Raw genomic sequence first — 18054 nt, 5'->3', positions numbered from 1 at the left:
TGATGCACGGACCAAGTGGCCGGCCCAGTCCCGATTGAAGACACACGAAAGCGGCTCGCTCCGCCAGACTGGAGAGCAATGGTTGCCAGCTCTAGATCGCGTGCTTTCGAGCGCCGCGTACACTCGATTCTACGAGTCAACGACTTCGACCGCTTTTGCTGATGCCTAGACTCCCGGATCAAGCAGATTAGAGGAGAAGTCGCACGATTGCGCCGCAAGTCGCGCCACGGCGGCACTGAGCGAATGCGACTGTTCCGCCCGATGCATGGCGACGTACCGCACTAGCGGGAGCGCGGGCCGCGTCGGCACCACAACGAGCGCACGTCGCTCGACCATGCGCGCAAGACAGGCTTCGGGTAGGTAACTAACGCCAAGCCCCGACAGTGTGAGCCCAATCTGCGCAATCAGGCTGTTGCTCGCCAGCACTTTCTGCAACGCGACCCCTTGCTCCTCCAGAAACCGGCTATACACGTAGCCCGTACCCGACAGGCCGCCCTGCAAAATCAGCGGAAACTTCGCGATATCGGCAAGCGGAATCGCACGCTTTCCCGGCGCGAGACTGGCCGCGCACATCCACGCATTCCGGACCTGACCGACGAGCGTCGATGCATACGGCTCGACTTCATGCATCTGCGGCACGATGATCACGTCCACCGTGGCAGCCGCCAGCCGCTCGCGCAATGTTGCATTCAGATCGACCTCCGCTTCGACCTTGACCTTAGGGTATTCGGCCTGAATCGCGGCAATGAGGCGCGGCAGCCACGTCAGGGCCGTGAGTTCCGTTACGCCAATGCGAATTTGCCGAACCAGCGCCTCTTTCGAGCTCATGCGCTCGACGATCTGGTCGCGCCGCTCGAGCAATTCCCTCGCGTGCTCGAAGAATTCTGTGCCCTTCTCCGTGAGGCGCGCGCTGCGATTCGCGCGGTCGAACACCGCCATGTCGAAAGCCCGCTCCAGTTCCTGCACGCGCTTGGAGATCGCCGATTGCGTGGTATTCAGGCGCGTCGCGGCCGCTTCGAACGAGCCGAGCTGGACGATCCAGTACAAGGCTTCCATTTGCTTGAACGTCAGCATGGCTCCGGACTCGCATCACTAAAAGCGATAGTTTCTCATAGAAAAAAATCGCTTTTTTAGTTCATTTTGACTGGGTACTTTTTCCTCTAACGAGTCCCTGCAGAGGCTCGACTCATCTATATCAACCGATACGTGTCTGGAGAGCGCATGGAGTCCGTCATGGAAACACCTCACCCCGAACGCGCGGCGCGCAAGCCTCGCATCGGGCTCGCGTGGCAAATTTTGATCGGCCTGATCGCCGGCATTGCGGTCGGGCTGGTGCTCAACCGTTTCCCGGAGTTTCGCGAGTCAGCCATCAACGGCTTCCTGCAACCGGCCGGCGATATCTTCATTCGTCTGATCAAGATGGTGGTCGTACCCATCGTGTTCACGAGCATGGTGATGGGCATCGCGGGCGTCGGCGACGGGCGCTCGCTCGGGCGCATCGGCCTGAAGACGCTCGTGTACTTCGAGGTCATCACGACGATCGCCATCGTGCTGGGACTCGTGCTCGGCAACGTGCTGCATCCGGGGCTGGGCACGGATCTGTCCCAGCTCGGCCACACCGATATTTCGCGCTATCAGCAGGCCACGCAGCAAACGCAGGGGCATCACGGCTTCATGGCGCTTTTGCTGAGCATCATTCCCGACAACATCGTCATGGCGATGGGGCGCGGCGATCTGCTGCCGGTGATCTTTTTCTCCGTGCTGTTCGGATTGGGCCTGCAATCCGTGCCTGCCGAATATCGCCAGCCGGTGCTCGCAACCTTCAAGGGCATCAGTGACGCGATGTTCAAGGTCACCGGCATGGTGATGCGTTACGCGCCGTTCGGTGTTTGTGCGCTAATCGCGGTGACAGTCGCGAGTTTCGGCTTCGGTTCGCTGCTGCCGCTCATCAAGCTGGTTGCGGTGACGTATCTCGCGATCGTGCTGTTCGCGGTGTTCGTGCTCGGCATTACGGCACGCCTCTTTGGCTTCAACATTTTCACGCTGGTGCGCGTCATCAAGGACGAATTGATCATCGCCTTCTCGACGTGCAGTTCGGCGACGGTTTTGCCGCAACTGATGAAGAAGATGGAAGACTTCGGCGTGCCGAAGAGCATTACGACGTTCGTGGTGCCCACGGGCTACACGTTCAATCTGGATGGCGCGTCGATCTATCTCGGCATCGGCACCCTGTTCGTCGCACAGCTCTATGGCGTGCATCTGGGCGTGCAAGAACAGATCGTGCTCGTGCTCACGATGGTCGTGACCTCCAAAGGCGCGGCAGGCGTGCCCGGCTTCATGTTCGTGATCCTGCTCACGACGCTCGCCAGTGCGGGACTACCGCTCGAAGGGCTCGCGTTCATCGCAGGGGTTGACCGCATCATGGACATGGGACGCACCGCGCTGAACGTGGTGGGCAACGCGCTTGCGCCGCTCGTCATCGCCCGCTGGGAAGGCCAGTACGACGCGGAGAAAGGCAAGGCGTATATCGCGTCGCTGGACGCATGAGATTCGTTGAATTCAGTAATGACTAACATGGAACGAGGAGCAGATCCAATGAGCAGCAATCGCGGGCAGTTGTTTTCAGCATCGATGATGGAGGCCATCAAGCAGCGCTTTCATTACGTCGATCGCGATATCGACAACCGTGAGCGTCTTTTCTTCGACAACGCAGGCGGGTCGTTCAGACTGAAATCGGCACTGGAAGCATTCGCGCGAATCGATGCGCTGCCGGACTGCCCCGAGCGTATCCACGAGCGCGCGCTGTTTCTGCAGGATATTCAGGCGCGCGGCGAAGACGACGTGCGCCGCATCCTCAACGCGCGCGGCGGAAGTGTGTACCTCTCGCTGACCGCTTCGGCGGCGATGTTCGACATGGTCCGCGCGGTGATGGAGAACGTGCCGGGCACGAACGCCGTCACCACGATTCTCGAGCATCCGTCGTCTTTCGATGCGATGACGATGTACTGCGAGCGTACGAACAAGGAGCTTCGCATTGCACCGAGCAATGCCGAAACCGGCGGCGTCGATACCGATGCCATCGTCGCGCTCATCGACGACGATACGGCACTTTTAAGCGTGATGTACGCCTCGAATATCTCGGGCGCGAAGCTCGATATTGCGGCCATCGTCGAACGTGCGCGAGCGCGCAAGCCGGATCTTTTTATCATCGTCGATGCGGTTCAGCATGCGCCACATGCGGTTATCGATCTGCAAAAGACCCCTGTGGACGGCATCAATTTCGCGCCGTACAAGTTCTTCGGGTGCCGTGGTTCTGGCGTGTCATGGCTGTCCGAACGGCTTGCCGAACTTCCGCATCATCGGCTCGCGGCCAAGGACAAAGGGGTTTGGGAACTCGGCAGCCCCGCGCCCGCGCAATTCGCCGTGGTGAGCGCGATTGTCGATTATGTCGCGTGGATCGGCACCCAGTTTAGCGACGCCGAAGACCGGCGCGAACGGTTCGTACAAGGCATGCAGCGCATCGAAGAGCACGAGCGCGCGCTGCTTTCGTTGTTACTCGACGGCGTTGACGGACAGCGCGGGCTGCGAGCGATCGAAGGCGTACGCGTGTTCTGGGATCACGACGATCTGACGCGCCGCGATCTGATCGCCGGCATCGACTTCGATAACCTGGACCCGACCGCCGCCGTACGCGCCTATGAAGAGCGGGGCGTGATCGTCTATGAGCGGATTGCGACGAGCCTTTACTCGGGGCGGATGTTGAAATCGTTCAGCCTCGACGGTGCGGTGCGCATCTCTCCGTTGCATTGCCATGCGCCGAGTGACGTTGCGAAGTTCCTGGCAGTGACTGAGGACATTGCGATCGCGAGTCGGCTCGCCGGATAGCGGAGGGTGAGACAGAGACGCATCGAGATTTTGTTGTGATTCTCGGTGCGTCCCCATAGCCACGTCGGAGGGGCAGCTAGTTTGCATGTCGGGAGAGTCACAGGTATCGCTTGCAAACAAATGGTCGAGTTCAAGCCAACACCCGACTGCTGATACGCCGCGTCGAGGGGCAGTTCAGGGTCGATCCCGGCCCTTGATGAAGTGACGGTCGCCGCGACCAGCGAGCCGATCACTTCGAGGTGGCTCAACTCCTCGGTCGCGATGTCCAACAGCATGTCCTTGCGGCCTGGATCCTCCTCGGTGACCGCCTGCGTGAAATAGCGCATCGCAGCGGCGAGTTCGCCCTGCGGGCCGCCGAACTGTTCGAGCAGCAGGTTCGCGAGCCCCGGATTGGGCGCATCGACGCGTACCGTGTACTGAAGCCGTGTGTTGTGAATGAACATGAAACCTCCGTTGAGGGAGGGGAGCACACCTGCGATGCAGCCGCGAGCACGACGCGCACCCTTAGTGCTGGGGCTGCTCGGGCGCGCGCATCGTTGCCGGACGGCGTTCGGGTGCTGGACGGGCGCGGAAGCCATACCGTGATGGGGCCGATGCACGGCCCTGCGCCGCATCCGTCCGCGACTTTTCAACGCGTTGTCATTTCTGCCGTCAGCGCGCGAGTGTGCGCGCAGCTGCGCGGCGATAGCACCGGGCAAGCGCAGTCAGCGCGTATCGCCGTTGCCTGTGGGCATGTGCGCCCCGGCACCATCGGCCGGCGCGCGTTCATCGGAGGGCAGCGGCTTGCCTTCGGGGCCGGGCGTGCTGTCGCCGCGGTCCTGTCCTTGCGAATCGGTGTCGAGTGAATTCGAACGGGTCATCGGGCTGGCTTCCTGTCGAGACATTGGGGAAGGCGCGCACGCATGGCCCGTGCCGGCGCCTTCGCGGGGCGATGCACACGGCCGGGCGCGCCGTTTGCTCACCCGCGCCGTCGAGGCCGGCCCGCGCAATGTCGCGCGCGGCCGTTGCCTGGAGCGTTGTTCGATGTCAGATGCGACCCTGTTCCCGCTGTTCGATCCGCAGCAAGTCCTTGCCTCCCTCGTGCGTGCTTTTGCGTTTACGCCGGCACGACGCGCCGCCGTGTGCGCGTGGCGCGCGCTCGCGCCGCCCCGCGTCGCGGTATCGGCCTACGCCGGTGGTGCGGTCGGTCTCGCACCGCGCGTCGCCGTTGCGCGCGCCGGAGACGGCAACGCGGCCGGCGGCGACGACGGCAATGCCGGCCGCGACGAACGCGACGAACGCGACGAACGCGATGAGCGCGACACCGACGCGCCGGGCGGCGGCGGCGGTGACGGCCATCCGCACGACGATCGCGGCGGCCGCACCGGCGGCGATGGCGACGGCGACAGCCATGACGGCGAACGCAAGCGCCCGGGAAAGAAGCCGCTGATCATCCTCGGCGCGGTGCTGCTGGTGTTGCTGATCGTCGGGCTCGCGTGGTGGCTCGCGACGCCCGATCAGGAGCGCACGGATGACGCTTATACCGACGGCAACGCGGTCGCGATGGCGCCGCACGTGTCCGGCTAGGTGCCCCGGCTTGCCGTCGACGACAACACCTTCGTGCATCGCGGCGACGTGCTCGTCGAAATCGATCCGCGCGACTATCGCGCGCGGGTCGACGCGGCGCGCGCACAGCTCGGCCTCGCGCAGGCGCAACTCGATGCGGCGCGCGTGCAGCTCGACATCGCCCGCGTGCAGTATCCCGCGCAGTACCGCCAGGCGCGTGCGCAGATCGAGTCGGCGGACGCCGCTTACCGGCAGGCGCTGGCCGTTACCGCAAGGGGCTGTCGCCGTTTCTGGACGTGCTCGACGCGGAGCGGCAATGGTCGGAGGGGCGGCAACAGGCGGTGCAGGGCGCGTTGCAGACGACGACGGATCTCGTCGCGCTGTACAAGGCGCTCGGCGGCGGGTGGCAGACGTCGGGTACGGTGGCGGCTGCGAAGATGGGGGATGCGGCGTCGAGAGATGCGGTGTCGAGGGATGCGGCGCCGAGCGATGCGGCGTCGCCGTCACGCGCGGCCACATCGGCCGCGTTTCAATAGCGCGCGGCCCTCACGGGCACGCGCGCGAGAACAGCAGCGAATCGGCGTCGTTGAAGCGGATGCGCACCGGATCGGCATAGCCAGCTTTCTGCGCCACGCGGATGGACGCGGTGTTGGTCGGCGCGATCAGGCAGACACTGCGCTCGAAGCGCTGCTGCGCATCGAGCCAACGCAGCGCGTGCGTGAGCGCTTCGGTTGCATAGCCTTTGCCGTGCGCCCAGCTCGCGAGCGCCCAGCCGGCCTCCGGCACGCCGCGGATCGACGGCTCGATCGCGCGGTGGAAGTCCGCGAAACCGAGGTCGCCGACGTAGCGGCCCGACGCCTTCTCGCGAATCGCCCAGTAGCCGTAGCCGAGCAGCGGCCACAGTCCGCGATACGCGAGCAGCCGCATCCACGAGTCGCGCGGCGCCGACGGCTTGCCGTTGAAGATGTGCGCGACGACGGTCGGTTCGGTCCACATTGCGGCGAGCGCGTCGAAGTCGCCGAGCGGATGGCCTTCGAGTATCAGGCGTGGGGTGTCGAGAATGGGCGGGGACGTGACGGGCGGCAGGGCGCTGGAGGTCATCGGGCGTTCCATCGGGAAGGACGGGCGAAGGCGGCACGCGGCGTCGCCTTCGGGCTGCCGTACGATACCGCGGAACGCGCTGCGGATGCGCAAAGCCCCGCCTGTATCGTGGAATCCGCGCGTGTCGACGGCCGTCGCTACCCGTCGTTCTCGCGACGCTGTCGCGTGCGATCGCGCAGGCGCTCGTCGAGTGCTGCTCGCTTGCCCGTCACGCGAGGCGTGCGGACCCGCGGACCTGCGGACTTACTGACTGGTGGGCTTGCAACTCACAGACCCAGAGACCCGCACACTCGCGCGGCGACGCCCCGCGGAGCGTCGCCAACGAGTCCGCTCATGCCGACGTACGGCCCGCCCGCGTACTGGCGCGACGCGTCAGCGGCCGCATGCCGGCCGCCGACTACTTGCGGCTTTTCAGAAAATTGCGCCCGTGCGCGGTGATCGACGCGCCGGAGCGGCCGTTCGCCGAATGGCTGACGAAACCCGCGCCGACGAGTTCGTGCTCGACCGACCAGCCGAGCGCCGGCGCATCGCGGCCATAGCGCACGTCGGCGAGGCGCTCGAGCGCCCACAGTGCGGCGGCCGACAGGTTGGGGGTGTTGGTGGACGTGGCGTTGTCGTTCATCGCTTCCTCTGGCTGGGTGATTCGGGGTGGACGGCACGGGGCCGTGGGGCCGGACGACGCAGCGTCAGCCGGCCTGCAGCAACGGCAGCAGCGCCTGCAGCGCGGTGTCCTCGTCGCGGCCGGTGGCCAGCAACTGGGCGGACGTGCCGCCGTGCAACTGCAGCGCCGCGATCGCGGCGGCGTCCTTGGCGGCGGCGCTGACGCCGTTGGCGATCAGCAGGATGTCGCTTTCGAAGCGGCGAGCCGCCGCGACCAGCGCATCGCGCGCATGGCTCGCGCGCTTGCGGTTCCATGCCGCACCGATTTGGACGTAGACGACGGTTGCCACGATGCGGATCAGCCGCGAAGCGCGCGGTCAGAACGGCGCGCGGCGGCCGGCAGGATCGGCTGGGTGCTTGCGTCGCTGCATCGTGCGACCAGCCTGGCTGCATCATCTATCTCGAACATGTCGGCATCCTCGGTTAAGCGGCGATCAAGTCCGGCGAACGATCGGAACGGAGGATTATAATACGTACACCAGTTTATGTGTATGGCATTATAATGTCGTGCGCATGATCTGCGGCCTGTCGAACGTTGGCGGGCCGCTGCGACATGCGATCCCGGCGCCGGTTTGTGCGCCGGTATTTTTTTGTCGATTGACCCGAACCCCCACCGAATGGAAGCTGCAATGAACGCCGCCCCCGCCTGCCCGCAATGCGCGATGGAAAACACTTACCCGGACGGCACGCTGTACGTGTGTCCCGACTGCGGTCACGAATGGTCGGCCGGCGCCGGCGCCGAAGCGGGCGACGAGCCGGCGGGCGACGTCGTGAAGGATGCGAACGGCAACGTGCTGTCGGACGGCGATTCGGTCGTCCTGATCAAGGACCTGCGCGTGAAAGGTTCGTCGATCACGTTGAAGATGGGCACCAAGGTGAAGAGCATCCGGCTCGTCGGCGGCGATCACGAAGTCGATTGCAAGACCGACATGGGCGGCTTCATGCTGAAGGCCTGCTACCTGAAGAAGGTCTGAGCGCGTCATGGCGCGGAGCGCCAATCGCAAGGCTTGCCGAACATGAGCGACGATCGGGCATCGTACGATGCATTCCTGCGTTTTCTGGCGACGCCGTTGAGCGACGGGCGTCCGTTCGTGCTCGAGACGAAGCACGCGGTGTCGCTGCATTTCGATCATTTCGGCACGCAGAGCTTCATGTCGCTGAAGGATCCGGTCCGGCTCGAACTCGGCTACACGCGCGTGATGATGGGCTTCCTGCTGCTGCAGCCGGCGCCCGCGCGCATCAGCATGCTCGGGCTCGGCGGCGGATCGCTCGCGAAGTACTGTTACCGCCACTTGCCCGGCAGCGCGATGGAGGCGGTCGAGATCAATCCGCAGGTGATCGCGCTGCGCGACGTGTTCCGGATTCCATGCGACGACGCGCGCTTCGCGGTGGTGTGTGCGGACGGCGCCGACTACGTCGCGCGTCCCGACGTGCGTGCGGACGTGATCCTGCACGATGCGTTCGTCGCCGACGGCACGGCCGGCCGCTGCACCGGCGCCGAATTCCTCGACGCATGCCGCGCGCGGCTCAGTGAAACGGGGGTGCTGGCGATCAACTTCATGAACGACGATCCGGCGCTGCCGCGGCATCTCGAACAGCTGCGCGCGGTGTTCGACGATTCGTACTCGCTGGTGCCGTGCGGCGACGACAACAATTTCATCGCGTTCGCGTGGAAGAACGGCAACCCGTTGCCGTCGTTGCGCGTGCTGCTCGAGCGTGCGCTCGCGTTCGGCTCGGCCGGCGAGCTCAAGCTGGCGTCCACCGCGCGGCGCATGAAGGCGGGCGAGGGTATCGACCCGGCGCGGCTGGTGTGGCGCGCGCGCGAACATCCCCGCTGGGAAATCTGCACGTGACGGCGTGGCGCGTGACGGCGCCGCCGCCATGCGCGCAGCGTTATTTCCGTACCCGCTTCGCGACCGCGCTCTTGGTCTTGTAGCTGATGCCGTGCGTGTCGAGATATTCGCGGATCAGCTGACGCACGACTTGCGACGGCGTGAGATCCTGCTCGGCGCACAGTATTTCGAAGGCTTCCTTCTTCGCGGGATCGATCAGGACGGTCAGGCGGGCGGTTTTCGTTTCCATCGTCAGGCGTGCGTATTCGATAGGTTGATCGGATTGAAATTCGTCGGCATTGGCGGCCGGGCCGGGGCCGCGCTCAACGCCGGCGTTCGAACCATGTGAGCAGATCGTCGATCACGGGCATCGCGGCGAGCATGACCAGCACACCGGCGAGCGGCACGGTCGACACGTAGCCGACATGCTTGAAGCCGATCGCGCCCATGAGCCCGCCGATGAAGAACGACGCGAGCATCGTCGCGTGAATCTTCAGCTTCGACCGGTTGGCGATCACCGCATGCGCGTCGACGACCATGGCCGAGCGGTTCCAGTAGAACAGCTTGCCCAGCTCGATGCCGAGATCGGTGACGATGCCGGTCATGTGCGTCGTGCGGATTTCGGCGCCCGACATCTTCGTGATCGTCGCGTTCTGCAGCCCCATGATGAAGCAGAGCAGCGTGACCGTCGCCGGCACGAACAGCCCTTCCCACAGCGCGAGATGGCTGCCGAGCAGGCCGAACACCAGCAGCAGCACGGCTTCGACCAGCAGCGGCAGCACGAACTGGCTCTGCAGCCCGCGCCGCCGCCCCCAGTTGACCAGAATCGCCGAGCAGCCGGCGCCCACCAGGAACGACGCCAGCGAGCTGACGCCGGCCAGCGCGAGCGGGATGTCGCCGAGCGCGGTCTGATCGGCGATCGCCGACACGATGCCGCTCATGTGCGACGTGTATTGCTTGACCGCGAGGTAGCCGCCGGCGTTGGCCGCGCCGGCCACGAACGCCAGCGAGAAGCCCAGCTGGCGATTGGCGGGTGCGCTCCGGTGTTTTCCGGTCAGACTCAGAAAGTACTGCGCTGGCATAAGGGTTCGGGGTTCGCTCGATCGCCCGGATCGCCGGGCACGGACAGGGCGGCACGCGCTGGTGCCGGCCCCGGACCTGCGGGCCGGCGGCAAACGGTGCCGGATCGCTTGCATCATCTGCGATACATGATAATTACATTATCATACTCTGTTAGTCAGACTGCACTTTAAGTACAATGTCTCGCGATGCCGACGGAGCGTGTTTTTCGGCCGGCATCGTTCGTGCAGCCGGTTGCCGGCTGCTTCCGGATCGACTCGGCCGCACCCGCCATCCGTTCGCAGTTCGCTCGATATCCGCATCATGACCCCCATCAAGTTCGTTCTCCGCTACACGGCGATTCCGTTCGTGGCCATCGTGGCCGTCGTCCTGTGGGCGGTCGTGCCGTCGTCGAAGGAAATCGACGCGCGGCAATATGCGGCGCTGTCGCGCGGATACGCGAACTTTCCGCTACCGTTGCGGCATGAGATCTCGGAATCGATGGCCGACGGGCGGATCAGCGACCGGCGTTATCAAACGCTCGTGCGCGATTCGCTCGGCAATGGCGTCGCGCTGGACTGGCCGGCATCGGGCGTCGCCGACGTCGCGGCCGAGCGGCAAAAACTCGCCGAACTGCTGAAGGCCGATCACGGCCTGGAGGACCATCGACAATGAAGGTTGCACTTGTTTCAACGGCTTTCGTGCTGATCATCGGAAGCCTGATCTTCGCGCTGTATTTCATGAACCACGACCGCGGCAAGAGCAAGCGGATGGCGTGGTCGCTCGCGGCGCGCGTGGGCTTGTCGGTCACGCTGTTCCTGTCGCTGTTGATCGCGTACAAGCTCGGGTGGATCGAGCCGACCGGGTTGCCGATCGGGCGGTGACGGGCGCGACGGGCGGCGGATTTCTGCGCTGTCAGGGTTCCGTATGTGACGGCAGCGGCGTGGCGAGAAGATCGCTCGAGCCGCTGGCCGTTCGACCGAAGCCGTGGTGCGAAGGCGGTCATGCGACGCGTTGGTTTGCGCGCGTCGGCTCGCCACGCATCACACGGGGGTTTGGTTCAATGCGCTGCGCGTTGCCGCCATCCGCGCGTCGTCGGTAGCCTAGCCGCGCCCCCCGCGTAACGCCCGCCCCATCTCCGCGATCGGCATCGCGACGATCGAATTCAGCAGCCGCATCTCGCCGGCATCCGGCTTCGCCAGCTCGCGCACCTCATCGAGCGTCTGCGCGACATGACGGTCGAGCGGTTCCAGAAAGCGCTGGAGTTCGCTCGCAGCCGCCTTCTCCCTGAGCCCCAGCGCCTGACCGAACGCCATCAGCGCATTCGCGTCGATATCCGCAAACCGCGTCGCCGCGCCGAGCGGCATCGTCAGCTCGCAGTCGGGCCAATGATCGCCGCGCTGATCGGGCCGGTGCGTCGGCGTCTGATAGACGACCGTGCTGACGATGTCGTAGAACGGCGCGAGCCGGTAGCCGCGCGCGTCGACGAAGAACGACAGGTTCTTCAGATGCGCATCGGCATTGCCGACCACGACGTTGAACGCGGTCCAGCGGAACACCGACAGACGCGCAAGCGCCCGCGTGCTGGTGCGGTCGATCGCACGCGCGAGCTCCTGCGCGTTCGCGCGCTGATACTTGAAGCCGCGGTCGTAATTGAGCAGCTGCATTGCGTCGATCGTGTGCAGCCGCCGGGCCGGCTGCGCGGCGACGTCGCGATCGAACCGGTCGATCACGTAGCACGCGGACGGTGCGCGCAGGAAGTGCACGTCCGGCACGTCGAGGCCCATCCTGCCCGCGAGCTTCATGCAGAAGAATTCGTTGATCGCCGAATGCGGATAGCCGGCCGCGCGCATGTCGGGCTTGAGCAGGTGCATCGACGGCTCGCTGCCGATCGGCTCGTACAGCGCGTAATCGGGCGCGTCGCCGCGCAGCACCACCAGCAGCTTCTGCTGCGCGCCGGCCGCCGACATGCGCTTGGGCGCAGTGGCCGTCAGCGCGCGCTCGGGCATCGCGCGGATGCGTCGCTCGAGCTCGTCGAGCGGCAGCGGTTGCAGAGCGCCGGGCGCTTCGTGCTCGCCGTCGGCCAGCAGCGTCAGCGCCCCGGCCGATTCGCGCCCGAAGTACGCGAGCAGGCCCCATGCGTCGGCGGCGGCGACGTTCGCTTCGCGTGCGAGCGACGTGCGCATGCCTTCCTCGGGCAGCAGGTTGTCGAAGAACCACTGGACCGGACGATCGCTCGACGTGTCGGTGAAGGCGCCGCCGCGCAACGCGAACGCCGGCGACAGCGGATACGCGGCCGCGCTCGCCAGCCATTGCGCATCGTATTCGAACGACCAGATTCCTTTGTCGTCGGCGAGCGTGCCCATTCGCACGCCGTTGGCGGACACGACCAGCGTTTTAGCCGCCATGGCTGCTCCTGCGGCGTTGCGCGGCCTTCAGCGCCGTCGCCTCCGAAATCTCGACCGACGATTCGGCATACAGCCGCACGCCCAGCTCGCCGAGCAGCAGCATCACCTTGCCGATCTGCGCGGTCGGCTTGCCGGCTTCGACCTGGCTGATGAATTTCGGCGACAGACCGGTCGCATTCGCCAGCTCGTCGCGCGTGAAGCCCTGCTGCAACCGGGCCGCGCGGATGAGATGGGCGAGCGCGCCGAGCGTGTCGACGGACTGGGACTCCGACATGACGTTCTCCGTGCTTCGTATCTGATCGGGAACAGTATTGCACAATTCGGGCGTGCAACCGCAGTTCGTATCCAGTCGGAAACGAAAAGCGATTTGCGGGAGTTGAATCGAGGTTCCGTATCCGGTCGAATACGGAACAACAGCAAAGGATGCCTATACGGTGATGCCCGTATCCGCTCGGGTACGGGCGTTCAGGCGACGCCGGGCCGGCCGGCATCGGGCATGCGAGGGCGGCCACCAGCAGCGTGCGCCGCGCATCTACGCCGCGGGCCGCCGCGCGCCGAATCCACGCGCGAGCCGCTGCGCGACCTCATTCGGCGAACAGATCGGGCCCGAACACCTCGTAATGAATCCGCGTCTCGGGAACGCCGAGCTGCTTCAACGCGTCGTGCTGCAACCGCATGAACGGCACCGGGCCGCAAATGTAGTAATCGGCATCGGGCAGCAGGAGCGCGTCCTTGATCGCATTCACGTCGACCAGCCCTTTCAGGTCGTAGTCGACGCCTTCCACATCTTGCGGCAGCGGTCGTCGTAGAACACGACGAGCTTGAAGTTCGCATAGGTGCTGGCCGTCTCGCGCAGCCGGTCACGCATCGCATGCACGCCGCCGTTGCGTGCGCCGTACACGAACACGGCCTGCCGGTGCGGATCCTGGATCGCGCGCTCGAGCATGCTGATCATCGGCGTCGGGATGCGCGTCGAACAGCTTCCTGTAGAAGCACGTGATGATGTCGTAGCCGTGTTGGGCGAGGACCGGGGCCGTCGCCTTGACGATGTCCTTGGTTTTCTGCGTGAGCATGGTCGAACTCCTTCGTGACGAGGTGCGGGCGAGCGTCGCGCGCCCGATGCCCGTTTCTACAATTGCGCTTGCCGCGCTACACGGTCCGTGCGCTCGGGCCGGTACGCGCATAGCGGGTCCGAACCTTGCGACGTACGCGGCGTCGCTCGCGGCCGCGCCGCGACGCATGACGCTCGACGATTTGCAAGGAGGCGCGCATGGAGCCGATGCCCGTCGTACTTCAGTGGGGCGATGTCGTCGCCCGGATCGTGCTCACACTCGTTGCGGGCGGGCTGGTCGGGCTCGATCGCAGCGAGTCGGGCAAGACGGCCGGGCTGCGCACGACGATCCTCGTGTGTCTGGCCGCGTGCCTGTCGATGCTGCAGGTCAATGCGCTGCTGCTGCAGGCCGGCAAGCCGCAAGGCGCGTTCTCGGTGCTCGACCTGATGCGGCTGCCGCTCGGCATCCTGACCGGGATGGGCTTCATCGGCGGCGGCGCGATCCTGCATCGCGACGGCCTGGTGTCGGGCGTCACCACGGCCGCGACGCTGTGGTTCGTGACGGTCATCGGTCTGTGCATCGGCGGCGGCCAACTGCTGCTCGGCGCGCTCGGGCTCGTGCTCGCGCTGCTGGTCGTGTGGCCGCTGCGCTTCGTCGAGCAGCGTCTGCGGCGCGTCATGACCGCACGCGTCACGGTCGAATATCCGCCCGGCTCGGCCGCTCGCGAACAGCTGAACGAGAAACTGCGCGCGGCGGGCTTCACCTGCCGTACGCACGGCTTTTGCGAAACGGCGGGGCGCGACGTGCGCGAGGAAGAGTTGATCGTGCAGTGGCGCGAAGCCGCTTCGAGCGACGCGATGCTGCAGCAGTTGATGCGAATCGTCGCCTCGGCCGGCCTGGGTTCCGCGCGCTGCTCGGCGCAGAGTTGAGTCCGCGGAACGCGCGATGCTCTGGCAGCAGGCCGCCGTGGGCGGCTTGAACAGGAGCCAAGCATGACCTCTGTATCTGAAGTGATGACACGCGATGCGGCGACCATCGCGCCGACCCAGACGCTGCGCGAAGCGGCGCAAATGATGGACGCGCTGAACGTCGGCGCGCTGCCCGTGTGCGACGGCACGCGCCTCATCGGCATGCTGACGGACCGCGACATCGTCGTGCGGGCCGTCTCGATGGGCGTGCGGCCCGACGAGCCGATCGAGGGCGTCGTCAGCGGGCCGGCGAACTGGTGTTACGAGGACGACGACATCTCCACGGTGCAGAACAAGATGGCCGAAGCGCAGATTCGTCGCGTTCCGGTGGTCGATCGCGACAAGCGGCTGATCGGTATCGTCGCGCTGGGCGATCTGGCCACGTCGGCCGACGGCGGGATGTCGTCGACGCTCGGCGCGGTGTCCGCGCCGTCGAAACCGGAACGATAGAACGTGCAATCAGCTCAGGAGAATCGGATGAACGAAGACAGGGAAACGCAGATCAGGGAACGTGCGTACCGGCTGTGGCAGGCGGACGGCGCGCCTGAAGGGCGCGCGGACGAATACTGGCAGCGCGCCGAGCGACAGCTCGACGCCGAGGGCGGCGACCCGGACGGCGGCGGCGAGCTTGCCGCGGACGTGTCGATCGATCAGTCGGCGAAGCGTCGCAGTCCGGGGGAACCGCTGCAGGATACGGATGCCGTACCGGCCGCGGAGGTCGCGCGGGAGAAGCGGCGCACGCGGTAAGGCACGGCGTAGGGCGCGCCGGCCATCGGGCGTAAGGGCGCTGCTCGACGGCGCTGGCCGTCGCTGGCGCCGCCGCGCGCGTGGGTCCGAACTCAAAGAAGCGCGGTGGCTGCGGAAGCATCGGCAGTCGCCGCGCAGCACCAGCACGCATTCCCCGAGCGCACGCCCGGCGCCGCGCCCCCTCCGTTACGTCGCGATCGACGCGCTCACCCATCCTCCCCGACTTCAGTCGGATCGGGCAGCTCGGGCAGGTCGTCGCGACGCTCGGACGGCGGATTGCCCGGCTTGCCGGCGTGGCCGCCTTGCTCGTCGTCGGGTGTCAGATCGTTCGGGTCGCTCATCATCGTTCTCCTCGGTCGCAAGGGCGCCGGCGCGGCCGGCATGTCGATCTCGAGCATCGAGCGTGCCGCGGCTCAGCGCCCGGCTTGCGGACCGTCGTGGTTGGGCGTCCCGCCTTGTGCGCCGGTGCGGCTCATCGCGAGATGCAGCACGGCCGGGTCGACCGGTTTCACGAAATGCTCGGCGAACCCGGTCGCGAGGCAGCGCTCGCGATCCGAGTGGCGACCATAGCCGGTCAGCGCGAGAAAGACGCACGGCGGGACTTCGTTGATCGCCTTCAGCCGCCGCAGCAGTTCGTAGCCGTCCATCACCGGCAACCCGATGTCGAGGATCGCGACGTCCGGACGATACGCGCGATACGCGGCCAGCGCCGTCACCGGGTCGTGCACGACCGCGACTTCGTGGCCGGCGTCGCGCAACCACTGCGCGAGCGTCGATGCGGCGTCCTCGTTGTCGTCGACGAGCATCACGCGCCGGCCGCTGCCGGGTGCGGCCGCGCGGATGCCGGGCTCCGCCTGCGGCGCGGCCGCGGCGCCGGCGCGCGGCCGGAATTCCGGCAGCACGATCGTGAACGTGCTGCCGCGGCCGGGCCCGGCGCTGTCCGCGCGCACGGTGCCGCCATGCAGGTTCACGAGGCTGCGCACCAGCGCGAGGCCGATGCCGAGGCCGCCGTGCGCCTGCTTGTTGTCGCCGTCGATCCGGTAGAACGGTTCGAAGATGCTCTGAAGGCGGTCGGGCGGAATGCCCGCGCCGTTGTCGTGCACTTCGATCAGCGTGCTGCCGTCCGCGCCGCGTTGCGCGTGCACCGCGATGTCGCCGCCCGGCAGCGTGTATTTCGCCGCGTTCGTCAGCAGGTTCGCGACGACCTGCGACAGGCGCACGGGGTCGCCGTGGCAGCGCGCCTCGGGGTCCGTGTCCACGTGCAGACGGTGGCGGCGCTGCTCGAGCAGCGGGCTCGCGACCTCGACCGCGCGGTCGACGATGTCCGCGAGCCGCACCGCTTCCTTCTTCAGCGTGATCTTGCCGCGCGTGATGCGCGACACGTCGAGCAGATCGTCGATCAGCCGGACCATGTGGTCCAGCTGGCGCTGGATGATCGCAATCTCGTTCGGCGTGGCCTGGCCGTCGCGATTGCGGATCAGCTCCAGCGCGAGCGAGATCGGCGTCAACGGGTTGCGCAGCTCGTGGCCGAGCACCGCGAGAAACTGGTCCTTCGCCTGGTTCGCGTCGCGCAGCTCGCCGAGCAGCCGGTCGCGCTCGGCGTTGGCCGCGACCAGCTTCTCGCGCGCCGCGACGTGTTCCGTCACCTCCACCGCGCTGACGATCACGCCGAGCCCGTCCGCCAGCGGTTGCGGATTGAAGTGCAGCCGGTACACGCGCGCGCCGTCCGCGTCGGTATCGTCGGTATCGGGCCGGTCGTGGTGCTCGCCGATCGTCGTCGAGCGCCCCTGCACGCGCGCCGCTTCCAGCGCACGCGCGATCGCCGCGGTGTCGCCGCCGGGCAGCACCGACGTCAGTGGCCGGCCGACGATGTCGGTTCGGCCGCACAGCGCGGAGAAGCGGTGATTCGCGAGCACGATCCGATGCGCGGCGCCCGACAGCAGCGCGATCGGCAGCGGCGCATGCATCAGCACGCCGTTGCGTTGCTGCTCGGCATCCTCGCGGCGGCGGATCTCGTCGGTCAGCGCGCGCGCCCGTTGCTGGGACAGCGCGAGCGTCAGATGCAGCGCGTTCTCGTCGCTGCGCAGCGACGCGGCGGGCAGGATGCGCCGGTGCAGCGCACAGACATGGCGGAACATCTCCGACTGCTCGGCGCTAGGAAACGCGTCGTGCGGATAGCCGCAGTACAGCGAGAAGCGATATCGCTCGATCAACTCGTTCCACAGCGCTTCGAGCCGCAGCGCACCCGCGTAGCGATGCTGCGCACACAGCAGCGCGACCATTTCGCCGAACGCGTGTACCGGCCGGCCGGCGCGCACGGCCGCTTCGACGATGGTGCCGATCGAGCGGCGAAAGCGTGTTGGGTCGGGCAGGTCGCCGTCCATGAAGCTGTCGAGCAGCGCTTGCGCGCTCGACATGAAGACGCGGTCGCGCGCCGCACTGCCGCTCGCTCGCTCGAGCGTGCCGAGCCGCGCGTAGACGGCCGCCAGCCGCTCGGGCCGCGCAATCACGATCGCGCTGCCGCCGTCGCGCAGCGCGTCGGCGGAGAACGACGCGACTTCCGACACGAGCTGCTCGTCGGAGTCGTAGAACTGAACGAAGTGGTCGGTGCGCATCGGCGCCGATTTCAGCAGGGTAGAGGCAGATTTCATATCTCACGACACCACGACGCCGCAGGCAGCCGGCGAACTGGTACGGCCGGCCTATCCCGGCCGGCGTGAGCAAACTGCGTGCCGCGCCCGGATTCCCGTGCGGCGGGCGTCGCCGCGCCGCCATGCGGGTGCGCGCGGTGCCGGGT

Annotated in this window: 20 protein-coding genes and 4 pseudogenes; 11 read left to right on the top strand and 13 right to left on the bottom strand. The window is 66.5% G+C overall.

Features of this window, described 5'->3' with window-relative positions; all coding sequences use genetic code 11:
- Window positions 1-165: 165 nt before the first annotated feature.
- Window positions 166-1074, bottom strand: a complete 909-nt coding sequence (locus tag EX20_RS04930) for a LysR family transcriptional regulator (protein WP_034192821.1) — start codon at window positions 1072-1074, stop codon at window positions 166-168.
- A gap of 147 nt (window positions 1075-1221) precedes the next feature.
- On the opposite strand from EX20_RS04930, the gene gltP reads away from it, so the two are divergent.
- Both gltP and EX20_RS04920 read left to right on the top strand, forming a co-directional pair.
- Entirely contained in the window at window positions 1222-2547 is a 1326-nt protein-coding gene (gene gltP, locus EX20_RS04925) for a glutamate/aspartate:proton symporter GltP (RefSeq protein ID WP_034192820.1), read from the top strand.
- A gap of 18 nt (window positions 2548-2565) precedes the next feature.
- Window positions 2566-3753, top strand: a pseudogene (locus EX20_RS04920) (aminotransferase class V-fold PLP-dependent enzyme); the annotation flags it as partial.
- Here EX20_RS04920 and EX20_RS32745 read toward each other — a convergent pair.
- Entirely contained in the window at window positions 3744-4328 is a 585-nt protein-coding gene (locus EX20_RS32745) for a manganese catalase family protein (protein ID WP_231572235.1), read from the bottom strand. The pseudogene EX20_RS04920 and the gene EX20_RS32745 overlap by 10 nt on opposite strands.
- A gap of 261 nt (window positions 4329-4589) precedes the next feature.
- Window positions 4590-4745, bottom strand: a complete 156-nt coding sequence (locus tag EX20_RS31720; RefSeq protein ID WP_156126940.1) for a hypothetical protein — start codon at window positions 4743-4745, stop codon at window positions 4590-4592.
- 163 nt (window positions 4746-4908) lie between these two features.
- On the opposite strand from EX20_RS31720, the pseudogene EX20_RS04910 reads away from it, so the two are divergent.
- Together EX20_RS04910 and EX20_RS04905 are read left to right on the top strand one after the other, a co-directional pair.
- Window positions 4909-5706, top strand: a pseudogene (locus EX20_RS04910) (biotin/lipoyl-binding protein); the annotation flags it as partial.
- Window positions 5694-5966, top strand: a pseudogene (locus tag EX20_RS04905) (RND transporter); the annotation flags it as partial. The pseudogenes EX20_RS04910 and EX20_RS04905, both read left to right, overlap by 13 nt.
- A gap of 10 nt (window positions 5967-5976) precedes the next feature.
- On the opposite strand, the gene EX20_RS04900 reads toward EX20_RS04905, so the two are convergent.
- The 3 genes from EX20_RS04900 to EX20_RS04890 all read right to left on the bottom strand — a co-directional run bounded on the left by EX20_RS04900 (window position 5977) and on the right by EX20_RS04890 (window position 7481).
- A complete protein-coding gene (locus EX20_RS04900; protein WP_231572234.1) occupies window positions 5977-6531 on the bottom strand; it encodes a GNAT family N-acetyltransferase in 555 nt (184 codons plus the stop codon).
- 397 nt (window positions 6532-6928) lie between these two features.
- Complete coding sequence (locus EX20_RS04895; protein WP_011880010.1) at window positions 6929-7153, bottom strand: hypothetical protein; 225 nt, start codon at window positions 7151-7153, stop codon at window positions 6929-6931.
- A 64-nt stretch (window positions 7154-7217) separates the two neighbouring features.
- Window positions 7218-7481, bottom strand: a complete 264-nt coding sequence (locus tag EX20_RS04890) for an HPr family phosphocarrier protein (protein WP_034192816.1) — start codon at window positions 7479-7481, stop codon at window positions 7218-7220.
- Window positions 7482-7820: 339 nt separating this feature from the next.
- Between EX20_RS04890 and EX20_RS04885 the strand changes: the two genes are divergently transcribed.
- Together EX20_RS04885 and EX20_RS04880 are read left to right on the top strand one after the other, a co-directional pair.
- A complete protein-coding gene (locus EX20_RS04885) occupies window positions 7821-8165 on the top strand; it encodes a zinc ribbon domain-containing protein YjdM (RefSeq protein WP_014725746.1) in 345 nt (114 codons plus the stop codon).
- Window positions 8166-8207: 42 nt separating this feature from the next.
- Window positions 8208-9044: a class I SAM-dependent methyltransferase gene (locus EX20_RS04880; protein WP_034192815.1), complete on the top strand. Its 837-nt coding sequence runs from the start codon at window positions 8208-8210 to the stop codon at window positions 9042-9044.
- 40 nt (window positions 9045-9084) lie between these two features.
- On the opposite strand, the gene EX20_RS04875 is transcribed toward EX20_RS04880, so the two are convergent.
- Window positions 9085-9273 carry a CopG family transcriptional regulator gene (locus tag EX20_RS04875; protein ID WP_011880014.1) on the bottom strand — a complete coding sequence of 63 codons (189 nt, stop codon included), beginning with the start codon at window positions 9271-9273 and terminating at the stop codon, window positions 9085-9087.
- Window positions 9274-9346: 73 nt separating this feature from the next.
- Window positions 9347-10105, bottom strand: coding sequence for a YoaK family protein (locus EX20_RS04870; RefSeq protein WP_011880015.1), 759 nt, complete (start codon window positions 10103-10105; stop codon window positions 9347-9349).
- A gap of 301 nt (window positions 10106-10406) precedes the next feature.
- On the opposite strand from EX20_RS04870, the gene EX20_RS04865 reads away from it, so the two are divergent.
- Together EX20_RS04865 and EX20_RS04860 are read left to right on the top strand one after the other, a co-directional pair.
- A complete protein-coding gene (locus EX20_RS04865; RefSeq protein WP_014725748.1) occupies window positions 10407-10757 on the top strand; it encodes a hypothetical protein in 351 nt (116 codons plus the stop codon).
- The gene (locus EX20_RS04860; protein WP_011880017.1) at window positions 10754-10966 is read left to right on the top strand and encodes a twin transmembrane helix small protein; all 213 of its coding nucleotides are present in this window, start codon (window positions 10754-10756) and stop codon (window positions 10964-10966) included. Before EX20_RS04865 ends, EX20_RS04860 begins: the two co-directional genes overlap by 4 nt.
- A gap of 219 nt (window positions 10967-11185) precedes the next feature.
- Here EX20_RS04860 and EX20_RS04855 read toward each other — a convergent pair whose 3' ends face one another.
- The 3 genes and pseudogenes from EX20_RS04855 to EX20_RS04845 form a co-directional block, all read right to left on the bottom strand.
- The gene (locus tag EX20_RS04855; RefSeq protein WP_034192814.1) at window positions 11186-12490 is read right to left on the bottom strand and encodes a HipA domain-containing protein; all 1305 of its coding nucleotides are present in this window, start codon (window positions 12488-12490) and stop codon (window positions 11186-11188) included.
- Window positions 12480-12764 (bottom strand): helix-turn-helix domain-containing protein, encoded by a 285-nt coding sequence (locus EX20_RS04850; RefSeq protein WP_011880019.1) that lies wholly within the window; start codon window positions 12762-12764, stop codon window positions 12480-12482. The genes EX20_RS04855 and EX20_RS04850 overlap by 11 nt, the downstream gene beginning before the upstream one ends.
- A 310-nt stretch (window positions 12765-13074) precedes the next feature.
- A pseudogene (locus tag EX20_RS04845) lies at window positions 13075-13451 on the bottom strand (nitric oxide dioxygenase); the annotation flags it as partial.
- Window positions 13452-13760: 309 nt separating this feature from the next.
- Between EX20_RS04845 and EX20_RS04840 the strand changes: the two are divergent.
- The 3 genes from EX20_RS04840 (at window position 13761) to EX20_RS04830 (ending at window position 15257) form a co-directional block, all read left to right on the top strand.
- Window positions 13761-14471, top strand: coding sequence for an MgtC/SapB family protein (locus EX20_RS04840; protein ID WP_034192813.1), 711 nt, complete (start codon window positions 13761-13763; stop codon window positions 14469-14471).
- 63 nt (window positions 14472-14534) lie between these two features.
- Window positions 14535-14960 (top strand): CBS domain-containing protein, encoded by a 426-nt coding sequence (locus EX20_RS04835; RefSeq protein ID WP_034192812.1) that lies wholly within the window; start codon window positions 14535-14537, stop codon window positions 14958-14960.
- Window positions 14961-14987: 27 nt separating this feature from the next.
- Complete coding sequence (locus tag EX20_RS04830; protein ID WP_014725753.1) at window positions 14988-15257, top strand: DUF2934 domain-containing protein; 270 nt, start codon at window positions 14988-14990, stop codon at window positions 15255-15257.
- A 206-nt stretch (window positions 15258-15463) separates the two neighbouring features.
- Here EX20_RS04830 and EX20_RS33140 read toward each other — a convergent pair whose 3' ends face one another.
- On the bottom strand, window positions 15464-15598 hold the full coding sequence (locus tag EX20_RS33140) for a hypothetical protein (protein ID WP_258959644.1): 135 nt from the start codon (window positions 15596-15598) through the stop codon (window positions 15464-15466).
- A gap of 72 nt (window positions 15599-15670) precedes the next feature.
- Complete coding sequence (locus EX20_RS04825) at window positions 15671-17872, bottom strand: hybrid sensor histidine kinase/response regulator (protein WP_014725755.1); 2202 nt, start codon at window positions 17870-17872, stop codon at window positions 15671-15673.
- Window positions 17873-18054 lie beyond the last annotated feature (182 nt).

Source organism: Burkholderia sp. WP42 (genome assembly GCF_000745665.1).
Classification (GTDB): Bacteria; Pseudomonadota; Gammaproteobacteria; order Burkholderiales; family Burkholderiaceae; genus Burkholderia; species Burkholderia vietnamiensis.
This window is presented reverse-complemented; position numbering and strand designations above follow the sequence as displayed.

What these genes read in the sequence shown, in the direction of transcription:
- EX20_RS04930 (WP_034192821.1), bottom strand. Translation starts at nt 1,074, where the DNA reads ATGCTGACGTTCAAGCAAATGGAAGCCTTGTACTGGATCGTCCAGCTC.
- gltP (WP_034192820.1), top strand. Translation starts at nt 1,222, where the DNA reads ATGGAGTCCGTCATGGAAACACCTCACCCCGAACGCGCGGCGCGCAAG.
- EX20_RS32745 (WP_231572235.1), bottom strand. Translation starts at nt 4,328, where the DNA reads ATGTTCATTCACAACACACGGCTTCAGTACACGGTACGCGTCGATGCG.
- EX20_RS31720 (WP_156126940.1), bottom strand. Translation starts at nt 4,745, where the DNA reads ATGACCCGTTCGAATTCACTCGACACCGATTCGCAAGGACAGGACCGC.
- EX20_RS04900 (WP_231572234.1), bottom strand. Translation starts at nt 6,531, where the DNA reads ATGACCTCCAGCGCCCTGCCGCCCGTCACGTCCCCGCCCATTCTCGAC.
- EX20_RS04895 (WP_011880010.1), bottom strand. Translation starts at nt 7,153, where the DNA reads ATGAACGACAACGCCACGTCCACCAACACCCCCAACCTGTCGGCCGCC.
- EX20_RS04885 (WP_014725746.1), top strand. Translation starts at nt 7,821, where the DNA reads ATGAACGCCGCCCCCGCCTGCCCGCAATGCGCGATGGAAAACACTTAC.
- EX20_RS04880 (WP_034192815.1), top strand. Translation starts at nt 8,208, where the DNA reads ATGAGCGACGATCGGGCATCGTACGATGCATTCCTGCGTTTTCTGGCG.
- EX20_RS04875 (WP_011880014.1), bottom strand. Translation starts at nt 9,273, where the DNA reads ATGGAAACGAAAACCGCCCGCCTGACCGTCCTGATCGATCCCGCGAAG.
- EX20_RS04870 (WP_011880015.1), bottom strand. Translation starts at nt 10,105, where the DNA reads ATGCCAGCGCAGTACTTTCTGAGTCTGACCGGAAAACACCGGAGCGCA.
- EX20_RS04865 (WP_014725748.1), top strand. Translation starts at nt 10,407, where the DNA reads ATGACCCCCATCAAGTTCGTTCTCCGCTACACGGCGATTCCGTTCGTG.
- EX20_RS04860 (WP_011880017.1), top strand. Translation starts at nt 10,754, where the DNA reads ATGAAGGTTGCACTTGTTTCAACGGCTTTCGTGCTGATCATCGGAAGC.
- EX20_RS04855 (WP_034192814.1), bottom strand. Translation starts at nt 12,490, where the DNA reads ATGGCGGCTAAAACGCTGGTCGTGTCCGCCAACGGCGTGCGAATGGGC.
- EX20_RS04850 (WP_011880019.1), bottom strand. Translation starts at nt 12,764, where the DNA reads ATGTCGGAGTCCCAGTCCGTCGACACGCTCGGCGCGCTCGCCCATCTC.
- EX20_RS04840 (WP_034192813.1), top strand. Translation starts at nt 13,761, where the DNA reads ATGGAGCCGATGCCCGTCGTACTTCAGTGGGGCGATGTCGTCGCCCGG.
- EX20_RS04835 (WP_034192812.1), top strand. Translation starts at nt 14,535, where the DNA reads ATGACCTCTGTATCTGAAGTGATGACACGCGATGCGGCGACCATCGCG.
- EX20_RS04830 (WP_014725753.1), top strand. Translation starts at nt 14,988, where the DNA reads ATGAACGAAGACAGGGAAACGCAGATCAGGGAACGTGCGTACCGGCTG.
- EX20_RS33140 (WP_258959644.1), bottom strand. Translation starts at nt 15,598, where the DNA reads ATGAGCGACCCGAACGATCTGACACCCGACGACGAGCAAGGCGGCCAC.
- EX20_RS04825 (WP_014725755.1), bottom strand. Translation starts at nt 17,872, where the DNA reads ATGCGCACCGACCACTTCGTTCAGTTCTACGACTCCGACGAGCAGCTC.